Genomic DNA, 13,835 nt, shown 5'->3' with positions numbered 1-13,835 from the left:
GTAAGTTCCGAGCACGGACTTGAATTAGTAAGCAGGCTTATTATAAGTAGGGTTATGGAATCCCTGCCTTTTGAAATTGCCGAGACCGCGCACGCACTTCGCCGCGCCTTTGATCGTCGCGCCGCCGCGCTCAGCGTCACACGCGCGCAGTGGAAAGTGCTGTTCCGTCTCAGCCGAATGCCCGGCCTGCGCCAGGTCGAGCTTGCCGACATGCTGGATGTCGAGCCGATCACTCTGTCCCGTATCGTCGACCGGCTCGCCGACGCCAATCTGGTCGAGCGCCGCGCCGACCCCGCAGATCGCCGCGCCTGGCGCCTTTACGTTACCGAGGGGGCGACGCCGCTCGTCGCGAAGTTGCGGCGGCTTGGCGAGGCCATGACCGAGGAAGCCTTCGCCGGCATCCCGCGGGACCAGCTCGATACGGTTCGCGCCGCGCTCGCGCAGGTCCGCGACAATCTTAGCGCCCCAAGTCAGCCGGGCAGGATCAGCGCATGAATAAGCCCCAGACCATCACCGAAGACATGACCGCGGCCAAGCCTGCGAAGCGTCGTCGCGATTCGAAAAAGACGAAGCGCTGGGTAGCGATGCTGTCTATCCCGCTCATCCTCATCGGCATCGGCCTTTATTGGTGGATCACCAGCGGCGCGACCGTCGAGACCGACAATGCCGCCGTGAAGCAAGACATCGTCTCCGTCAGCGCGCTCGTGAACGGCCCGATCAGTGGGGTGGACGTGAAAAACGGCGACCAGGTCCGGCGCGGTGACGTGCTGTTCCGGATTGATCCGGCACCGTTTCAGGTCGCTCTGGAACAGGCCGAGGCCCAGCTAGCCGCGGCCCGCCTGCAGACCAGCCAGCTTCGCACTCAGGCCGCGGGCACCGGCGCCGACATCAGCGGTTCCGCTGCAGAGCTCGAAATCAAGCGAAACGCGCTCGCCCGGCAGCAGGCCCTGCTGAAGCGCGGCTTCACCACGCGCGCCGATTATGAGGACGCTTTGGCCGAGGTGCGGGTCGCCGAAACCGCGCTTGCCGATGCGCGCGCCCGCGCGGCCAATGCCAATGCCGCGATCGCGCCCGGCGAACAGCCGTCGATCGCCCAGGCGCAGGCCGCCGTCGACAAGGCCCGGCTCGATCTCAGCCGGACGGTCGTCCGCGCGCCGATGGATGGTGTCGTCGCCAATGCCGACCGCCTCCAGATCGGGCAGATGGCCGCCCAGGGACTCGGCATGCTTTCGCTCGTCCATGGCAAGGACGCGTGGGTCGAGGCCAACTTCAAAGAGAAGGACGTCGGCAAGATCGCACCGGGACAGAAGGTGCGGATCGAGATTGACGCCTATCCGGGTGTCGATTTCACGGGCCACGTCGAAAGCGTCGGCGCCGGCACCGGAAGCGAATTTGCGATCCTTCCGGCGCAGAATGCCAACGGCAACTGGGTCAAGGTCAGCCAGCGCGTACCGGTCCGGATCGCCATCGATGGCAATCCGAAGAAGCCGCTGATCGCCGGCCTGTCGGCAACCGCGACCGTCTCGCTCCGCGACTAGGGCAACGATGGCAAGCGCAGCAGAGCAGGCCAGCCACCCGCTTCCGCCTGCGGAGCGGATCGTCGTCACCATCGGCGTGATGATGGCCGTCCTCCTGCAGGTGCTCGACACGACCATCGCAAACGTCGCCTTGCCGCACATGCAGGCCAGCCTCAGTGCTACCCAGGAAAGCATCAACTGGGTGCTGACCAGCTACATCGTCGCCTCAGCCATTGCGCTTCCAATCAGCGGCTGGCTTGCCGACCGCATCGAGCGCAAACGGCTTCTGCTCATCTCGGTCGTCGGATTCACCGTCACCTCGGTGCTTTGCGCCTCCGCTGTTTCACTGACGGAAATGGTTTTCTTCCGCGCGCTCCAAGGCGTCAGCGGCGCCTTCATCGTTCCGCTCGCTCAGGCGACCCTGTTCGATATCTACCCGCGCGAGAAGCACGGGCAGGCGATGGCCCTGTTCGGCGGCGGGGTGATGATCGGCCCGATCCTCGGCCCGGTCCTCGGCGGCTGGCTGACCGACAATTATCACTGGCGCTGGGTGTTCCTCGTCAACCTTCCGGTCGGCGTAATCTGTACGGTCATGCTTCTGCGCTTCATGCCTCGCGCCGCGATCCACCGCCGCAAGTTCGACCTGTTCGGGTTTGCACTTCTCGCCATCGCGCTTGGCGCATTGCAGATGTTCCTCGATCGCGGCGAGCAGAAGGACTGGTTCGAAAGCTGGGAGATCATCGTCGAGCTTGGGCTAGCCCTTGCCGCCGGCTGGATGTTCGTCGTCCACATCATCACCGCCAGGAACCCCCTGTTCGACCGAAGCATGTTCGCCGACCGCAATTTCTCGACCGGCCTGGTGTTCATGGCCGTCACCGGTGTGCTTCTCCTCGCGGGCCTCGCGCTGCTCCCCCATTGCTTCAGAACCTCTACGGCTATTCGGTCCTCCAGTCGGGTTTCCTCACCGCTCCGCGCGGCATCGGCACGTTGGTCTCGATGCTGCTCGCCGGGCGCCTCGTCGGCCGCATCGACAGCCGACTGCTCGTCGGCATCGGAATCGCCTTGATGGCGCTGTCGCTGTGGATGATGACCGGCTTCGCGCTCGACCAGCCGTCCAGGCCAGTCATCGTCAGCGGGGTCGTCCAGGGCCTCGGCCTCGGTCTCATCTTCGTGCCGCTGCAGAGCCTGGCGTTCGAGACCCTTGCACCGAAAATGCGCACCACCGCCGCCTCGCTGCTCAACCTGTCGCGCAACATCGGCGGCTCGGTCGGCATTTCGGTGGTCAGCGCCCAACTCGTCCGGATGAGCCAGGTCGCGCATGCCGATATCGCCAGCCACGTGACGGCCAACACCATCCCGACCGCCGACCCGACCTTGCTACAGACCATCGCCCCGCAAGGCCCGGTGGCCCTTTCGATCATCAACGCCGAAGTGACTCGTCAAGCGATCTTCATTGCCTACCTCGACGATTTCAAATTGATGATGATTGTCTGTCTCGCGGTCTTGCCGCTCCTGCTGCTGATGAAGCGCGGGCGCCGACCGGGTTCATCAAGACCTCCGCTCCCGGTTGACTGACCGCGCGGCCGTCTTTGCCCGCACTCCGGCTCGGGACGGATGCGGAACAAGCTCCAGCCAAAAACATTTGCTTTTGTTGCCGCCGGTTCGCGCGGGCTGCAGGGCACAGCGGCTTGAAGAAAAGCGGTGCCGCTTGTGCTGTCGGAGAGTTTGATGATGTCTGCCAGACAATCGCCGGCACTGCTTCCATTCCTCCAGAAGCTGGAGCGCGGCTGCACCTTCACCGGCGAGGAACGCGATGCGATTCTTGCACTTCCTTTCACGCCCATGCAGATCGAGGCCAATCGCGACTTTCTCCGCGAAGGCCAGCCCGTCGACTGCAGCACCTTCGTCTTTTCCGGAATGGTCGGCGCCTTCAAACAGGACAGAAGCGGCCGCCGGCAGGTCGTCTCCATCTACATCCCGGGCGACATGGTCGACCTGCACAGCGTCCCGGTTCCCGAAACCGCGGCGGCACTTCAGTCGCTCGTTGCGACGACCGTGCTCCATGTGCCGCACCCGGCGCTTCGCGACATTGCGGCTCGCTATCCCAAAATCGCATTCGCCTTCTGGCGGCAAAGCGTTCTGGACGCCGCCATCCTGATGGAATGGGTGATGAACCTGGGCCAGCGCAATGCCCGCTGCCGGACAGCGCATTTTCTCTGTGAGCTCGCCTATCGCGCGCATCGCAGGACCCCGGCGGACGGCTCGCGAATTCCTTATGGCGTCACACAGTTCGCCCTCGCCGACATCCTCGGGCTCACCCCGGTGCACGTCAACCGCACGCTCCAGCTCCTGCGCAGTGAAGGGCTGATTGACACGATCGATCGCTCGATTCACCGGATTCTCGATTGGAAGGGCCTGGTTAAGGCCGGCGATTTCCATCCCGGCTATCTGAAGCTTGACGAGGAGGCGATGACGGGCTGGTCTTGCCATCCCCAGGTGGCGCTCGCGAACTAGAAGCAGTGTAACCTTTGTGAGTCGACGGAAACGAGTCTGCGCGACGCGCCGTTGAATGCCAGAAATGAAGGCATCACCCCGCAGCCATTAAGAAGGAGACACCGTGTTTCGTCCGCGTCCCACTGAAACCGAATTCCATCGCCGCCGCGCCGAGCATGAGCTTGAAAAAGCGCTCGTCGCCGAAGATCCGGAAACGTCGCTTCGTCATCTCCATCTCGCCAAACTTCACCACCGGCGCCGATCCGCTCTTGCCTCCGGGAGGTTCGCTGGCCGACGGCCCGGGCCGATTTTGCGTACCGACAAGGAAGCATGACGAACGTGATGCTTTTTGACCCGGCACCCGTCGTGAGCCGCGTTAGCGTCGACCCTTCTCTCGGAGTGTGCCGAGAATGTCTTCAAGCTCGGAATGTCCGTGCGGCTCGGCATGCCCTTGGACCCGCAGATAGTGCCGGTCGAGCTTCTCCATGATTTCTTGGCCCTTGTGCCCTTTCATGATCAGCAGCGCATCGACCTTGGCTTCCAGCCGGTCGTCATTCTCTTTCGAACTCGGCGACCCGACGTAAAGAAAATAGGCTAGGCCAACCACTTGCCACAGGAGCTGGAGGAACTCCGACTGCCAGTTCTCGAACGTGTCCCGCATCATCTCATTGAGATATTCCGCCTGCTGCGGCGCCTGGCCGTGCGCGATCGCTTCGTCAACGTAGCTTCGCCACCCGAAATACCAGTGCAGGAAAAGGGAGACAGCAAAGAAAGCGACCGTGAGCCACGCATAGGCGTATTTCTTGAAGACCATCGTCTCCTCCTTCTCCGGACGACCCGACGCCGGCTTGATTCAATTATCGGTCACGTTGCGCGCCATGCTGGAGACGGCCTCGCAGGTGCGCCCGAGCTGACGCGCAATTTCAGAGATAGGAGTTTCGGGACGCAACGCAGCGCAAAGGTATTCCACTTCTTCTTCCATCCAGGGATTGCGATGCCGGTGGGGTCGAGACCATGGGATCATCAGCGGTCGCCCTTGTCGCCATCGCCCTTTTTCGACGTCGTCTTGGCATCGCGCTTCTGGTCCTGAGCCAGGCTGCGGCCAACGTCATCGCTTTCCTTGAAGAGGCCTTCTTTGTCGCGGCGCACGTAGCGCTTGTCGGTGCCGGTATCGATGAGTTCGCGGGGCATGATTATTTCTCCTTTTCCGAAGAAAAGCCGGGAACCTTTGGCGGGTTCCCGCGGGAGTCGCTAACAAATGTAAGCCGATGGTCCGGAAGCCAGGTTCAATCCTCAGAAGCCACTTCGTCCGTCTTTGCGGCGCCCACTGACGTCCCGCCCGGAGCATAATTCTGACTGGACTCGCCCGGTCCTTCCCCACGTCCAGAGCCAGCGACATCGACGGCGTTCGCGGGTTCGGGATAATTGTCGGGACTGACCTGGCCGACGTTCGGCCGCGCCTCGACGGGCTCTTGCGGCAAACTCCCCGGAGTTTCGGGAAGTTTGCTCTCATTTTCGGATTCGTGGTTGCTCATGAGGTCGAAAACGACCACGCGGCCAACTCGTTGCACTGACGCAAGACCGCTCCCTGGCGTTCAGCCCGGCGATTGCGCGGAACCTTTCCTTCGTCTGCTTCGCTTTGAGCTTATGACGCGCGACAAACTATACGACGAGGCGACCCACGTCACGGCCGAGGACGGGGAAGTCTTCCTCGAGGGACCTGACGCTGTCGATGTCCGCGTGACTCCCGAAGCCGCCGAGCAAACCGCCGACAATCTGCTTGAAGGCGCGGTAAAGGCGCGTGGCCAACGGCGTTTGAAGACCCTGTCACATCGGCCCCGCTAAAGGGCAGTATAGTCGACGACCGGCCGGCCAGGCGACCGTCAGCTTTGGCCGGTACTTTCTGGCAACGTCCCCATATGTTGGCAAGAATGCGATGCACGTCCGGCATTGCCTCCGATGCGCCCGCTCGGCGCATTTCAAGAAGCGAAAGCTCTTGTTCTCCAGCACTAGTCCCGAGTCCTAATCCGAAAAATAATCTCACAAATGTGAGTGGCGCATCACGCCGGCAATGCACCTTCGCCTGGGCCCGCGAAATTTCGAGCGGGGGTTGAATCACCGGCCGATCGTCTCTAACTGCCCGTTTCACTGTAACACTACGCTGTAACAAGATCGGGAGTTGAAATTGTCGCTCAGCGATGCACGCACGGCCCTCGCCGACGATCTTGCGGTCGCGATCGCCGCGATCGACACCGCCGAGGAAGCCCGCGCCTTCCTTGCCGACCTCTGCACGCCTGCCGAGATCCACGCATTGGCTGAGCGCTGGTATGTCGCTCGACTGCTCGATCAGGGGGCGATGACCTATCGCGAGATTCACGACGCGACCGGGGTCAGCACGACAACGGTGGTTCGCGTCGCCCGCTTCCTCAAGCAGGAAGTCAATGGCGGTTACCGCCGCGTCCTCGACCGGCTTCGGGGCGCAGCATGAGCCCCGACCGCAATCGCCTCCACCTCGCGATCCAGAAGTCCGGGCGATTGAGCGAAGATTCGCTCGCGCTGCTACGCGGCGCGGGCATTCGCCTGTCGCGCGGCGGCAAGTCGTCCCTCTCGGCCCGCGCCGACAATTTCCCGCTCGACCTCATGCTGGTCCGCGACGACGACATCCCGACGTTCGTCGCCGACGGCGTTTGCGAGCTCGGGATTGTTGGCCAGAACGTGCTTGAGGAATATGCGCTCGGCCAGCCGGAGCGGCGCATCAAGGAAGTGGCCCGCCTCGGCTTCGGCCGTTGCAGCCTCAAGATCGCGGCGCCCGACGTCCTGACCTTCTTCCAGCTCAAGATGCTGGAGGGTCAGCGAATCGCCACCAGCTATCCCAATCTCCTGCGCCGCTTCCTCGAATCCAACGGCATCCGCGCCGAAATCGTCACCATGCGCGGCGCCGTCGAGCTTGCGCCTCGCCTCGGCATCGCGCGCTTCATCTGCGACCTCGTGTCCACAGGCGCGACTTTGGATGCCAACGGCCTGGCTGCAGTCGCCGACGTGTTCGAGAGCGAGGCCGTCCTGGTACGCTCGCTGAAGCCACTCGACGCCGCGCATCTCGAAAAGGCCGACGCCCTCATGCAGCGTATCGACGGCGTCATCGCCACTCAGGAAAGCAAATATATCGTCCTCAATGCGCCGGAAGATGCATTGGGCGCCATCAGCGCAATCCTTCCCGGGGCCGAGGCGCCGACCGTCGTGCCCCTGGTCGGTCGGCCGGGCCATGTCGCGGTCCAGGCCGTGTGCCAGGAATCCGTGTTCTGGGAGACTCTCGAGCGCCTCAAAGGCGCCGGCGCATCGGCGATCCTCGTCATGCCAATCGAAAAGATGATGCTGTGATCCGGTTCGACTGGAGCGACATGGCGATCCGCAAGGCCGCGCTTGCCAGGCCGGGGGGCGCGCCGACGCGGCCATCCTCGCCGGCGTCCGACGAACGCTCGACGACGTTCGCGATGGCGGCTGGGATGCCCTGGTCCGCATTGCCACCGAGATCGACGGAGCGCCGCCGGTCATGCTCGACGTCGCCCCGTTCGCTTCGCAGGCACGCACCATTTTGCCGTCCGAGGCACAGGACGCGATGCGGCTCGCAGCAAGGCACATTGAAACGTTCCATCGCCGCACACGGCCCGATGCGGTGGAAGTGCTTACCACTCCGGGATTGAGCGTGTCGAAAGTCTGGCGGCCGCTCGACCGCGCCGGGCTCTATGTCCCGGGCGGGCGGGCGCCGTTGTTCTCGACGCTGATGATGCTGGCAATACCGGCACGGGTCGCCGGGGTCGAAAAGCTGGTGGTCACGACCCCGCCGCGCCCGGACGGTGGGCTCGATCCGGCCATCGCCCTTGTCGCCGACATTTGCGGGATCGACTCCATCTGGTCGCTTGGCGGAGCTCAGGCGATCGCCGCGATGGCATTTGGCGCAGGCGAAATCCCTGCGGTCAACCGGATTTGCGGACCGGGCAATGCCTGGGTCTCGGCAGCCAAGGCGATGGTCGCTTCCGACAGCGGCGGCCCGGGTATCGACCTTCCGGCCGGCCCGAGCGAGTTGTTGATCGTTTCGGGTGCGGCCGGCGATGCAGCGACTATCGCGTCCGACTTGCTTAGCCAGGCCGAGCACGATCGCGAGGCGCAGGTGATACTGGTGACTCCCGACCCCGCACTGATCGAGGCGGTCGCGGGCGCGGTCGAGAAGCAAGCGCAAGCGCTCAATGGCGACTTCGCGCCCATGCGGGCGATCCGCTGCGGCGACCTCGACGAGGCGATTGCCATCGCCAATTCTTATGCCCCTGAACATCTTTCGCTCGCCTGTGAGGAAGCGGCGGCACGGGTGGGCGACGTACGCAATGCCGGCGCTGTGTTCGTTGGCCGCTGCGCCGCCGAGAGCTTCGGTGATTATCTCGCCGGGTCGAGCCACGTCTTGCCGACCGACGGCGCCGCCCGCTTCACCGGCGGAGTGGCGACCATGACGTTCATGAAGGCAATGACCGTCCAGCGCATCACGCAGCGCACTGCCGCCGAGCTAGCTGGCCCGGCCGCAGCACTCGCAAGACTCGAGGGCCTCGAGGCGCACGCTCGCGCCGCCGAAGCGAGGGCGACGGCGTGAGCATCGCACTCCGCCTCGCCCGGGCCGCGGTCCGCGACTTGCCACCTGTCGACATCGCCGGCGCACCGCTTGCGGGGACGATCCGGCTCGACGCTAACGAAAGCCCCTATGCCGCGTTGGTCGACGGGCAGCCGGAGATCAACCGTTATCCGGAACCGCAGCCCGCCGCGCTTCGCAACCGAATGAGCGACCTGTACGGTGTCGCTCCCGACCGCCTGTGGGTCACGCGCGGCAGCGACGATGCGATCGACCTGTTGATTCGCACCTTCTGCGAAGCCGGCGAGGATTCGATAGGGATAGTTGAGCCGACCTTCTCGGCCTACGCCCAGTTCGCCCGCGTTCAGGGGGCAGGCGTGGTCAGCGCCCGGTTGGGCGAAGACTTCCGCTTCGACGCCGAAGCCGTCCTTGCACAGATGACCCCGGCGAAGCCCAAGCTCGTGTTTCTTTGCACCCCCAACAACCCGACCGGAACCTGCGTCGATGCTGACGACGTCCGCCGCATTGCGCGCGAGCTTCCCGACACGATCGTCGTCGCAGACGAAGCCTATATGGAGTTCGAAGACGGCCAAGGCCTTGCCTGCGAGGCCGGCGGCAATCTCGTTATCCTGCGCACCCTTTCCAAGGCTTTTGGCATCGCCGGAGCGCGCATCGGCTGCGCTATCGGTTCGCCGGAGCTTATCGGTCTACTCTCGCGCGTGTCGCCACCCTATCCGCTGCCCGCGCCAAGCATCGCAGCCGCGCTTGCGGCGCTCGGACCGGAGCGAATGCCGATCCACAAGCAGCGGATCGGCGAAATCCTGTCAGAGCGGCAACGGCTCGCCGGAGTTCTGGACGATGTTTGCGAAATCGCAACCGTCCGCGCTGGGGGCAATTTCCTGTTCCTCCAAGTCGAAGATCCCGCCGCCCTCGCCCGCCGGCTTGCGGCCGCCGGAGTGCGGGTGCGCTTTCGCCCCAATGCCGCGCCAGGCGGAGTCCGGGTCACTGTCGGAACGGCACGGGAGAATGCCGCGCTACTCGCCGTCTTCGGAGTCGCCGATGCGGCGCCCGCACGCCGCTCCGACCTGGTCCGCGACACGCGCGAAACTCGCCTCGCCCTCAGCCTCGACCTCGACCGAGACGGGCCGCGCACGATCTCCACCGGAATCGCCTTCTACGATCACATGATCGACCAGGTCGCCGCGCACGGCGGCTTCGCGCTCAACCTGCAGTGCGAGGGCGACACGCATGTCGATGCCCACCACAGCGTCGAGGATGTCGCAATCGCGCTCGGCACCGGCATCCGCCAGGCGCTCGGCGATAAGCGCGGCATCGGCCGCTTTGGGTTCGCATTGCCGATGGACGAGGCCGAAGGCCAGGTGCTGATTGATCTTTCCGGCCGCCCGTTCGCGCGCTTCGAGGGCGCGTTCCTGTCCGAGCGCGTCGGCGATCTTCCCACGCAGATGGTGCCACACGTTTTCCGCAGCCTAGCGGATTCCATGGGCGCGGCGATTCACGTCCGCGTTGCCGGCGACAACGATCATCACAAGGTCGAGGCCGCATTCAAGGCCTTCGGCCGCGCGCTCCGCCAGGCCGTCGCCGCCGCCGGCAACGGCCTGCCCTCGACCAAGGGCGTGCTGTGACCGCCCTCGCCATCCTCGACCTCGGCTACGGCAACACGCGCTCTGTCGCACGCGCGTTCGAGCGGCTCGGTGCCACTCCCGTGCTGACCCATTCTACGCGCGAGGCGGAGGAGGCCGATCGCCTCGTCCTGCCCGGAGTGGGTGCGGCCGCAAGCGCCATGTCCCGCCTTCGCGAGACCGGCCTCGACTGGGTCGTTGCCGAGCGGACGAGGCCGACGCTCGGCATCTGCCTCGGCATGCAATTGCTCTTCGAGCGCAGCGAGGAAGATGGCGGCACTGCGCTTCTCGGCCTTCTGCCCGGCACGGTCTCCGCGCTCGCCTCCGCGCCCGGTGTGCCCGTTCCCAACATGGGTTGGTGCGCGCTGCGCGATGTCGCGCCCGGTCTCGGCCTTGCCAACGGCGACCAGCTCTATTTCGCGCACGGCTTCGTTTGTGCCGACGGTCCGGCAACCGCCGCGCGCGCGCGCCATGGGCAGCGCAGCTTTCCGGCCGCACTTCGCGACGGTTCGCGCTGGGGCGCACAATTCCACCCCGAACGTTCGTCGCAAGCGGGTGCGAACTTCCTCAAGGCGTTCCTCGCGGCATGATTCTCCTCCCCGCAATCGATCTCGCCGGCGGCCGCTGCGTGCGCCTCGCGCAGGGCGATTTCGCCCGCGCGACGACTTACGACTCCGATCCCATGGCCGCGCTCATCCGTTTCGCGGAAGGCGGCGCAAGCGAGGCGCATGTGGTCGATCTTGACGGCGCCCGGGCCCGAGAGCCACGCCAGCACGACCTGTTCCGAACGCTCGCTGCAAGCGCTCCACTGGCCGTCCAAGTCGCTGGGGGTTCCGCAATGCGGCCCAGGTCGCGCTGATGCTCGATTCCGGAGTCGCCCGGGTCGTTCTCGGCAGCCTCGCGCTCGACGATCCCGACACCTTCGATGCGCTCCTCGACCGCTTCGGCGCCGACCGGCTGGTGCTGGCGCTCGATGTCCGGCTCGACGACGGAACGCCGCGCGTCGCGGCGCACGGCTGGGCCACTGACAGTGGCAAGACGCTCGATTCCGTCCTCGCCCGCTTCCCGGCGGTCCGCCACCTGCTCGTCACCGACATTGCCCGCGACGGAATGATGACCGGCCCGAACCTCGCGCTGATGCAGGTCATAGCCTCGCGATATCCCGCGATCGAACTGCAGGCTTCGGGCGGAGTCGCCGGTCTTGCCGATCTTGACGCTCTGCGCGCTTGCGGCGCTGCCCGCGCAATCGTCGGCAAGGCCATCTGGGAAGGTCGCTTTACCGTGGCAGAAGGCGTGATCCATGCCGACTGTTAGGATCATCCCCTGCCTCGATGTTGCCGACGGCCGGGTCGTGAAGGGAGTCCGCTTTCGCGACCACCGCGATGTCGGCGACGTGGTCGAGTTTGCCGCTCGCTACCGCGATTCCGGCGCCGATGAATTGGTGTTTTACGACATCACTGCGAGCGCCGACGGCCGCCGACTCGACGTGCGTTGGGTCGGGCGGATCGCCACGGTTCTCGACATTCCCTTCAGCGTTGCAGGCGGAATCTCCAGCGTCGACGATGCCCGCGAAGTGCTTGGTGCCGGCGCCGACAAGGTCAGCATCAACTCTCCTGCCCTGCGTCGTCCGAGGCTCATCGCCGAACTCGCCGGCGCATTCGGCCGCCAATGTGTGGTTCTGGGTATCGACAGCTTTCGCGGCACGGACGGCCGCCTTCGCGTCAAGCAATTCACTGGCCGGCCGGAGGCGACACGCGACAGCGGCCGCGAAACGCTCGACTGGGCCAGAGAGGCAGTCGCGCTGGGCGCAGGAGAAATAGTGCTTAACTGCATGGACCGCGACGGGGTGCGCGAGGGTTACGACCTCGACCAGCTTCGGGCGCTGGCGGCCGCGGTCGACGTGCCAATTGTCATCTCCGGCGGCGCCGGAAAGCCCGAGCACTTCGTCGATGCGTTCCGCGCCGGCGCCAGCGGTGCGCTCGCCGCATCCGTCTTCCACGATGGCCGGATCGCCATTCCTGCTCTCAAGACGGCCCTTGAAATGGAAGGACTGGAGGTGCGCCGGTGATCGATCTCGACAGCCTCGACTGGAGCAAGAGCGATGGCCTGCTTCCGGCTATCGTCCAGGATGCGGAAGGCATGGTGCGAATGCTCGGCTATATGGATCGCGCCGCACTGAAGGCGACCATCGAAGCGGGCTTCGTCACCTTCCTTAGCCGCTCGAAGAGCCGTCTATGGGTGAAGGGCGAGACCAGCGGCAACCGCCTGCGCCTGCGCTCCGTCGCCGCCGACTGCGATAATGATGCCCTGCTAATCCGCGCCGATCCCGAGGGACCGACCTGCCACACCGGCGCGCCCAGTTGCTTCGGCTCCTCTCCGCCCTTCTTCCCCGGCGGGCTCGAACGGGTGGTGCGGGCGCGCGCCGCCGCAGGCTCAAGCGAAAGCTATACCTCGCGTCTGGCAGCCGAAGGGCGGAGTCGAATCGCGCAGAAGGTCGGCGAGGAAGGTGTCGAGGTCGCCCTTGCAGCAGTGAGCGGGGACCGCGACGAGCTTGTCAGCGAAGCGGCCGATCTCGCATTCCACCTGACGCTTCTCCTCTCGGAACGCGGGATCGACTGGCGCGAGGTGAGCGAGGAACTCGAGCGCCGTCACCGCGAGAGGACGGCTACCGCCTCGTCGTAAAGGGCTCGGCTGGCGGCTGCGACAATCCGCCCCACGTCCCAGTCCTCGCCCCCACTCCAGTCACCGACATGACCGCCGGCGCCGCGGACGACCGGGACGAGCGCGTCGAGGTCGTGCCGCTGCAGCTTGTTTTCGATGACGAGGTCGAGATCGCCGGTCGCAACCCGCGCGTAGGCGAGCGCGTCCAGGCCATAGCGCGTGACCAAAGTCCGCTGGCGCACGGCGGAGAACGACGCCGCCTCGTCTTTGTCGAAGAGGCAGGGATCAGTCGTCGCCAGCCGGGCTGTCGCGAGCGACATGCAATTGCTAGCCACGACAGGCTCACCGTTGCGAAGCGTCGTTCCGCCGACCGCGACCAGCAACTCGCCGAGGGAGGGGCAGTCGATCATCCCCGCCTGATGCCGTCCCTCGCGCAAATAGCCGACCAGCACGCACCAGCTCGGCAGGCCGCAGATAAACGCGCGCGTTCCATCGATCGGGTCGATGCTCCAGTGGATTGGTGATCCTTCGTTCGACCAGCCAAACTCTTCGCCCCACACGCCATGGTCGGGATGTTTCGCGAGCAGGTAGTCGCGCATCAGCTTCTCGATGTCGCGGTCCAGCGCGGTGACCGGGTCGAACGAACCCGCCCCTTTGTCCTCGAAGGTCACTCTTGCACTGACCGCCTGAACGCTCTGGCGGGCTAGCCTCGACAAGTCGGCAAATATATTCGTGAGTTCGGCGTGATCCGTCATGGCGCCGCGTTAAAGCGCAGCAGGGCACGTCTGTAAAATGACATGTCACGCCGACAGGGCGAATGACCCCGACGCGCCGTTGAGCTAGGTGGATCCTGTTTGGTCAGGTTAATGCGATCGCCAGCGCCGCTCCAACCGTGACCGCTGTCAGAAA

At 65.0% G+C, this 13,835-nt stretch carries 19 protein-coding genes and 1 pseudogene; 15 read left to right on the top strand and 5 right to left on the bottom strand.

What is annotated here, in order from left to right; all coding sequences use genetic code 11:
* The first annotated feature begins 54 nt into the window (after nt 1-54).
* From G7076_RS02690 to G7076_RS02675, 5 genes and pseudogenes are all read left to right on the top strand, one after another.
* A complete protein-coding gene (locus tag G7076_RS02690) occupies nt 55-495 on the top strand; it encodes a MarR family transcriptional regulator (protein WP_166200202.1) in 441 nt (146 codons plus the stop codon).
* Complete coding sequence (locus G7076_RS02685) at nt 492-1,538, top strand: HlyD family secretion protein (protein ID WP_166200200.1); 1,047 nt, start codon at nt 492-494, stop codon at nt 1,536-1,538. Before G7076_RS02690 ends, G7076_RS02685 begins: the two co-directional genes overlap by 4 nt.
* A 7-nt stretch (nt 1,539-1,545) precedes the next feature.
* Nucleotides 1,546-2,379, top strand: a pseudogene (locus G7076_RS12330) (DHA2 family efflux MFS transporter permease subunit); the annotation flags it as partial.
* Between the two features lie 53 nt (nt 2,380-2,432).
* Entirely contained in the window at nt 2,433-3,092 is a 660-nt protein-coding gene (locus G7076_RS12325) for an MFS transporter (protein ID WP_240913843.1), read from the top strand.
* A 153-nt stretch (nt 3,093-3,245) separates the two neighbouring features.
* Complete coding sequence (locus G7076_RS02675) at nt 3,246-4,031, top strand: Crp/Fnr family transcriptional regulator (protein ID WP_166200198.1); 786 nt, start codon at nt 3,246-3,248, stop codon at nt 4,029-4,031.
* A 73-nt stretch (nt 4,032-4,104) separates the two neighbouring features.
* Here the strand turns inward: G7076_RS02675 and G7076_RS02670 are convergent, their stop codons facing one another.
* From G7076_RS02670 to G7076_RS02655, 4 genes are all read right to left on the bottom strand, one after another.
* Entirely contained in the window at nt 4,105-4,260 is a 156-nt protein-coding gene (locus G7076_RS02670) for a hypothetical protein (RefSeq protein ID WP_166200196.1), read from the bottom strand.
* Between the two features lie 126 nt (nt 4,261-4,386).
* Entirely contained in the window at nt 4,387-4,824 is a 438-nt protein-coding gene (locus G7076_RS02665) for a DUF6766 family protein (RefSeq protein ID WP_166200194.1), read from the bottom strand.
* Between the two features lie 209 nt (nt 4,825-5,033).
* Nucleotides 5,034-5,201 (bottom strand): hypothetical protein, encoded by a 168-nt coding sequence (locus G7076_RS02660; RefSeq protein ID WP_166200192.1) that lies wholly within the window; start codon nt 5,199-5,201, stop codon nt 5,034-5,036.
* Nucleotides 5,202-5,296: 95 nt separating this feature from the next.
* Nucleotides 5,297-5,563 carry a hypothetical protein gene (locus tag G7076_RS02655; RefSeq protein WP_166200190.1) on the bottom strand — a complete coding sequence of 89 codons (267 nt, stop codon included), beginning with the start codon at nt 5,561-5,563 and terminating at the stop codon, nt 5,297-5,299.
* A 94-nt stretch (nt 5,564-5,657) separates the two neighbouring features.
* Between G7076_RS02655 and G7076_RS02650 the strand changes: the two genes are divergently transcribed.
* The 10 genes from G7076_RS02650 to hisIE all read left to right on the top strand — a co-directional run bounded on the left by G7076_RS02650 (nt 5,658) and on the right by hisIE (nt 12,947).
* Nucleotides 5,658-5,855: a hypothetical protein gene (locus G7076_RS02650; RefSeq protein WP_166200188.1), complete on the top strand. Its 198-nt coding sequence runs from the start codon at nt 5,658-5,660 to the stop codon at nt 5,853-5,855.
* 340 nt (nt 5,856-6,195) lie between these two features.
* Nucleotides 6,196-6,498 (top strand): YerC/YecD family TrpR-related protein, encoded by a 303-nt coding sequence (locus G7076_RS02645; RefSeq protein WP_166200186.1) that lies wholly within the window; start codon nt 6,196-6,198, stop codon nt 6,496-6,498.
* On the top strand, nt 6,495-7,388 hold the full coding sequence (gene hisG, locus G7076_RS02640) for an ATP phosphoribosyltransferase (RefSeq protein WP_166200184.1): 894 nt from the start codon (nt 6,495-6,497) through the stop codon (nt 7,386-7,388). Before G7076_RS02645 ends, hisG begins: the two co-directional genes overlap by 4 nt.
* A 10-nt stretch (nt 7,389-7,398) precedes the next feature.
* Entirely contained in the window at nt 7,399-8,649 is a 1,251-nt protein-coding gene (gene hisD / locus G7076_RS02635; protein ID WP_166203293.1) for a histidinol dehydrogenase, read from the top strand.
* Nucleotides 8,646-10,268: a histidinol-phosphate transaminase gene (gene hisC, locus G7076_RS02630; protein ID WP_166200182.1), complete on the top strand. Its 1,623-nt coding sequence runs from the start codon at nt 8,646-8,648 to the stop codon at nt 10,266-10,268. Before hisD ends, hisC begins: the two co-directional genes overlap by 4 nt.
* A complete protein-coding gene (gene hisH, locus G7076_RS02625) occupies nt 10,265-10,855 on the top strand; it encodes an imidazole glycerol phosphate synthase subunit HisH (RefSeq protein ID WP_166200180.1) in 591 nt (196 codons plus the stop codon). Before hisC ends, hisH begins: the two co-directional genes overlap by 4 nt.
* Nucleotides 10,852-11,124: a HisA/HisF-related TIM barrel protein gene (locus G7076_RS12205; protein ID WP_206367563.1), complete on the top strand. Its 273-nt coding sequence runs from the start codon at nt 10,852-10,854 to the stop codon at nt 11,122-11,124. Before hisH ends, G7076_RS12205 begins: the two co-directional genes overlap by 4 nt.
* Nucleotides 11,124-11,579, top strand: a complete 456-nt coding sequence (locus tag G7076_RS12200; protein WP_206367562.1) for a HisA/HisF-related TIM barrel protein — start codon at nt 11,124-11,126, stop codon at nt 11,577-11,579. The genes G7076_RS12205 and G7076_RS12200 overlap by 1 nt, the downstream gene beginning before the upstream one ends.
* Nucleotides 11,566-12,333, top strand: coding sequence for an imidazole glycerol phosphate synthase subunit HisF (gene hisF, locus G7076_RS02615; RefSeq protein ID WP_166200178.1), 768 nt, complete (start codon nt 11,566-11,568; stop codon nt 12,331-12,333). The genes G7076_RS12200 and hisF overlap by 14 nt, the downstream gene beginning before the upstream one ends.
* Nucleotides 12,330-12,947, top strand: coding sequence for a bifunctional phosphoribosyl-AMP cyclohydrolase/phosphoribosyl-ATP diphosphatase HisIE (hisIE, locus tag G7076_RS02610; RefSeq protein WP_166200176.1), 618 nt, complete (start codon nt 12,330-12,332; stop codon nt 12,945-12,947). Before hisF ends, hisIE begins: the two co-directional genes overlap by 4 nt.
* On the opposite strand, the gene G7076_RS02605 is transcribed toward hisIE, so the two are convergent.
* Nucleotides 12,914-13,681 (bottom strand): inositol monophosphatase family protein, encoded by a 768-nt coding sequence (locus G7076_RS02605; protein ID WP_166200174.1) that lies wholly within the window; start codon nt 13,679-13,681, stop codon nt 12,914-12,916. The genes hisIE and G7076_RS02605 overlap by 34 nt on opposite strands.
* Between the last annotated feature and the right edge of the window lie 154 nt (nt 13,682-13,835).

The organism is Sphingomonas sp. HDW15A, from assembly GCF_011301715.1.
In the GTDB taxonomy this organism is placed as follows: domain Bacteria; phylum Pseudomonadota; class Alphaproteobacteria; order Sphingomonadales; family Sphingomonadaceae; genus Sphingomicrobium.
The sequence above is the reverse complement of the archived record's forward strand: the minus strand, read 5'-3'. Positions and strand labels throughout refer to the sequence as shown.

What these genes read in the sequence shown, in the direction of transcription:
- G7076_RS02690 (WP_166200202.1), top strand. Translation starts at nt 55, where the DNA reads ATGGAATCCCTGCCTTTTGAAATTGCCGAGACCGCGCACGCACTTCGC.
- G7076_RS02685 (WP_166200200.1), top strand. Translation starts at nt 492, where the DNA reads ATGAATAAGCCCCAGACCATCACCGAAGACATGACCGCGGCCAAGCCT.
- G7076_RS02675 (WP_166200198.1), top strand. Translation starts at nt 3,246, where the DNA reads ATGATGTCTGCCAGACAATCGCCGGCACTGCTTCCATTCCTCCAGAAG.
- G7076_RS02665 (WP_166200194.1), bottom strand. Translation starts at nt 4,824, where the DNA reads ATGGTCTTCAAGAAATACGCCTATGCGTGGCTCACGGTCGCTTTCTTT.
- G7076_RS02660 (WP_166200192.1), bottom strand. Translation starts at nt 5,201, where the DNA reads ATGCCCCGCGAACTCATCGATACCGGCACCGACAAGCGCTACGTGCGC.
- G7076_RS02650 (WP_166200188.1), top strand. Translation starts at nt 5,658, where the DNA reads ATGACGCGCGACAAACTATACGACGAGGCGACCCACGTCACGGCCGAG.
- hisG (WP_166200184.1), top strand. Translation starts at nt 6,495, where the DNA reads ATGAGCCCCGACCGCAATCGCCTCCACCTCGCGATCCAGAAGTCCGGG.
- G7076_RS12205 (WP_206367563.1), top strand. Translation starts at nt 10,852, where the DNA reads ATGATTCTCCTCCCCGCAATCGATCTCGCCGGCGGCCGCTGCGTGCGC.
- G7076_RS12200 (WP_206367562.1), top strand. Translation starts at nt 11,124, where the DNA reads ATGCTCGATTCCGGAGTCGCCCGGGTCGTTCTCGGCAGCCTCGCGCTC.
- hisF (WP_166200178.1), top strand. Translation starts at nt 11,566, where the DNA reads ATGCCGACTGTTAGGATCATCCCCTGCCTCGATGTTGCCGACGGCCGG.
- G7076_RS02605 (WP_166200174.1), bottom strand. Translation starts at nt 13,681, where the DNA reads ATGACGGATCACGCCGAACTCACGAATATATTTGCCGACTTGTCGAGG.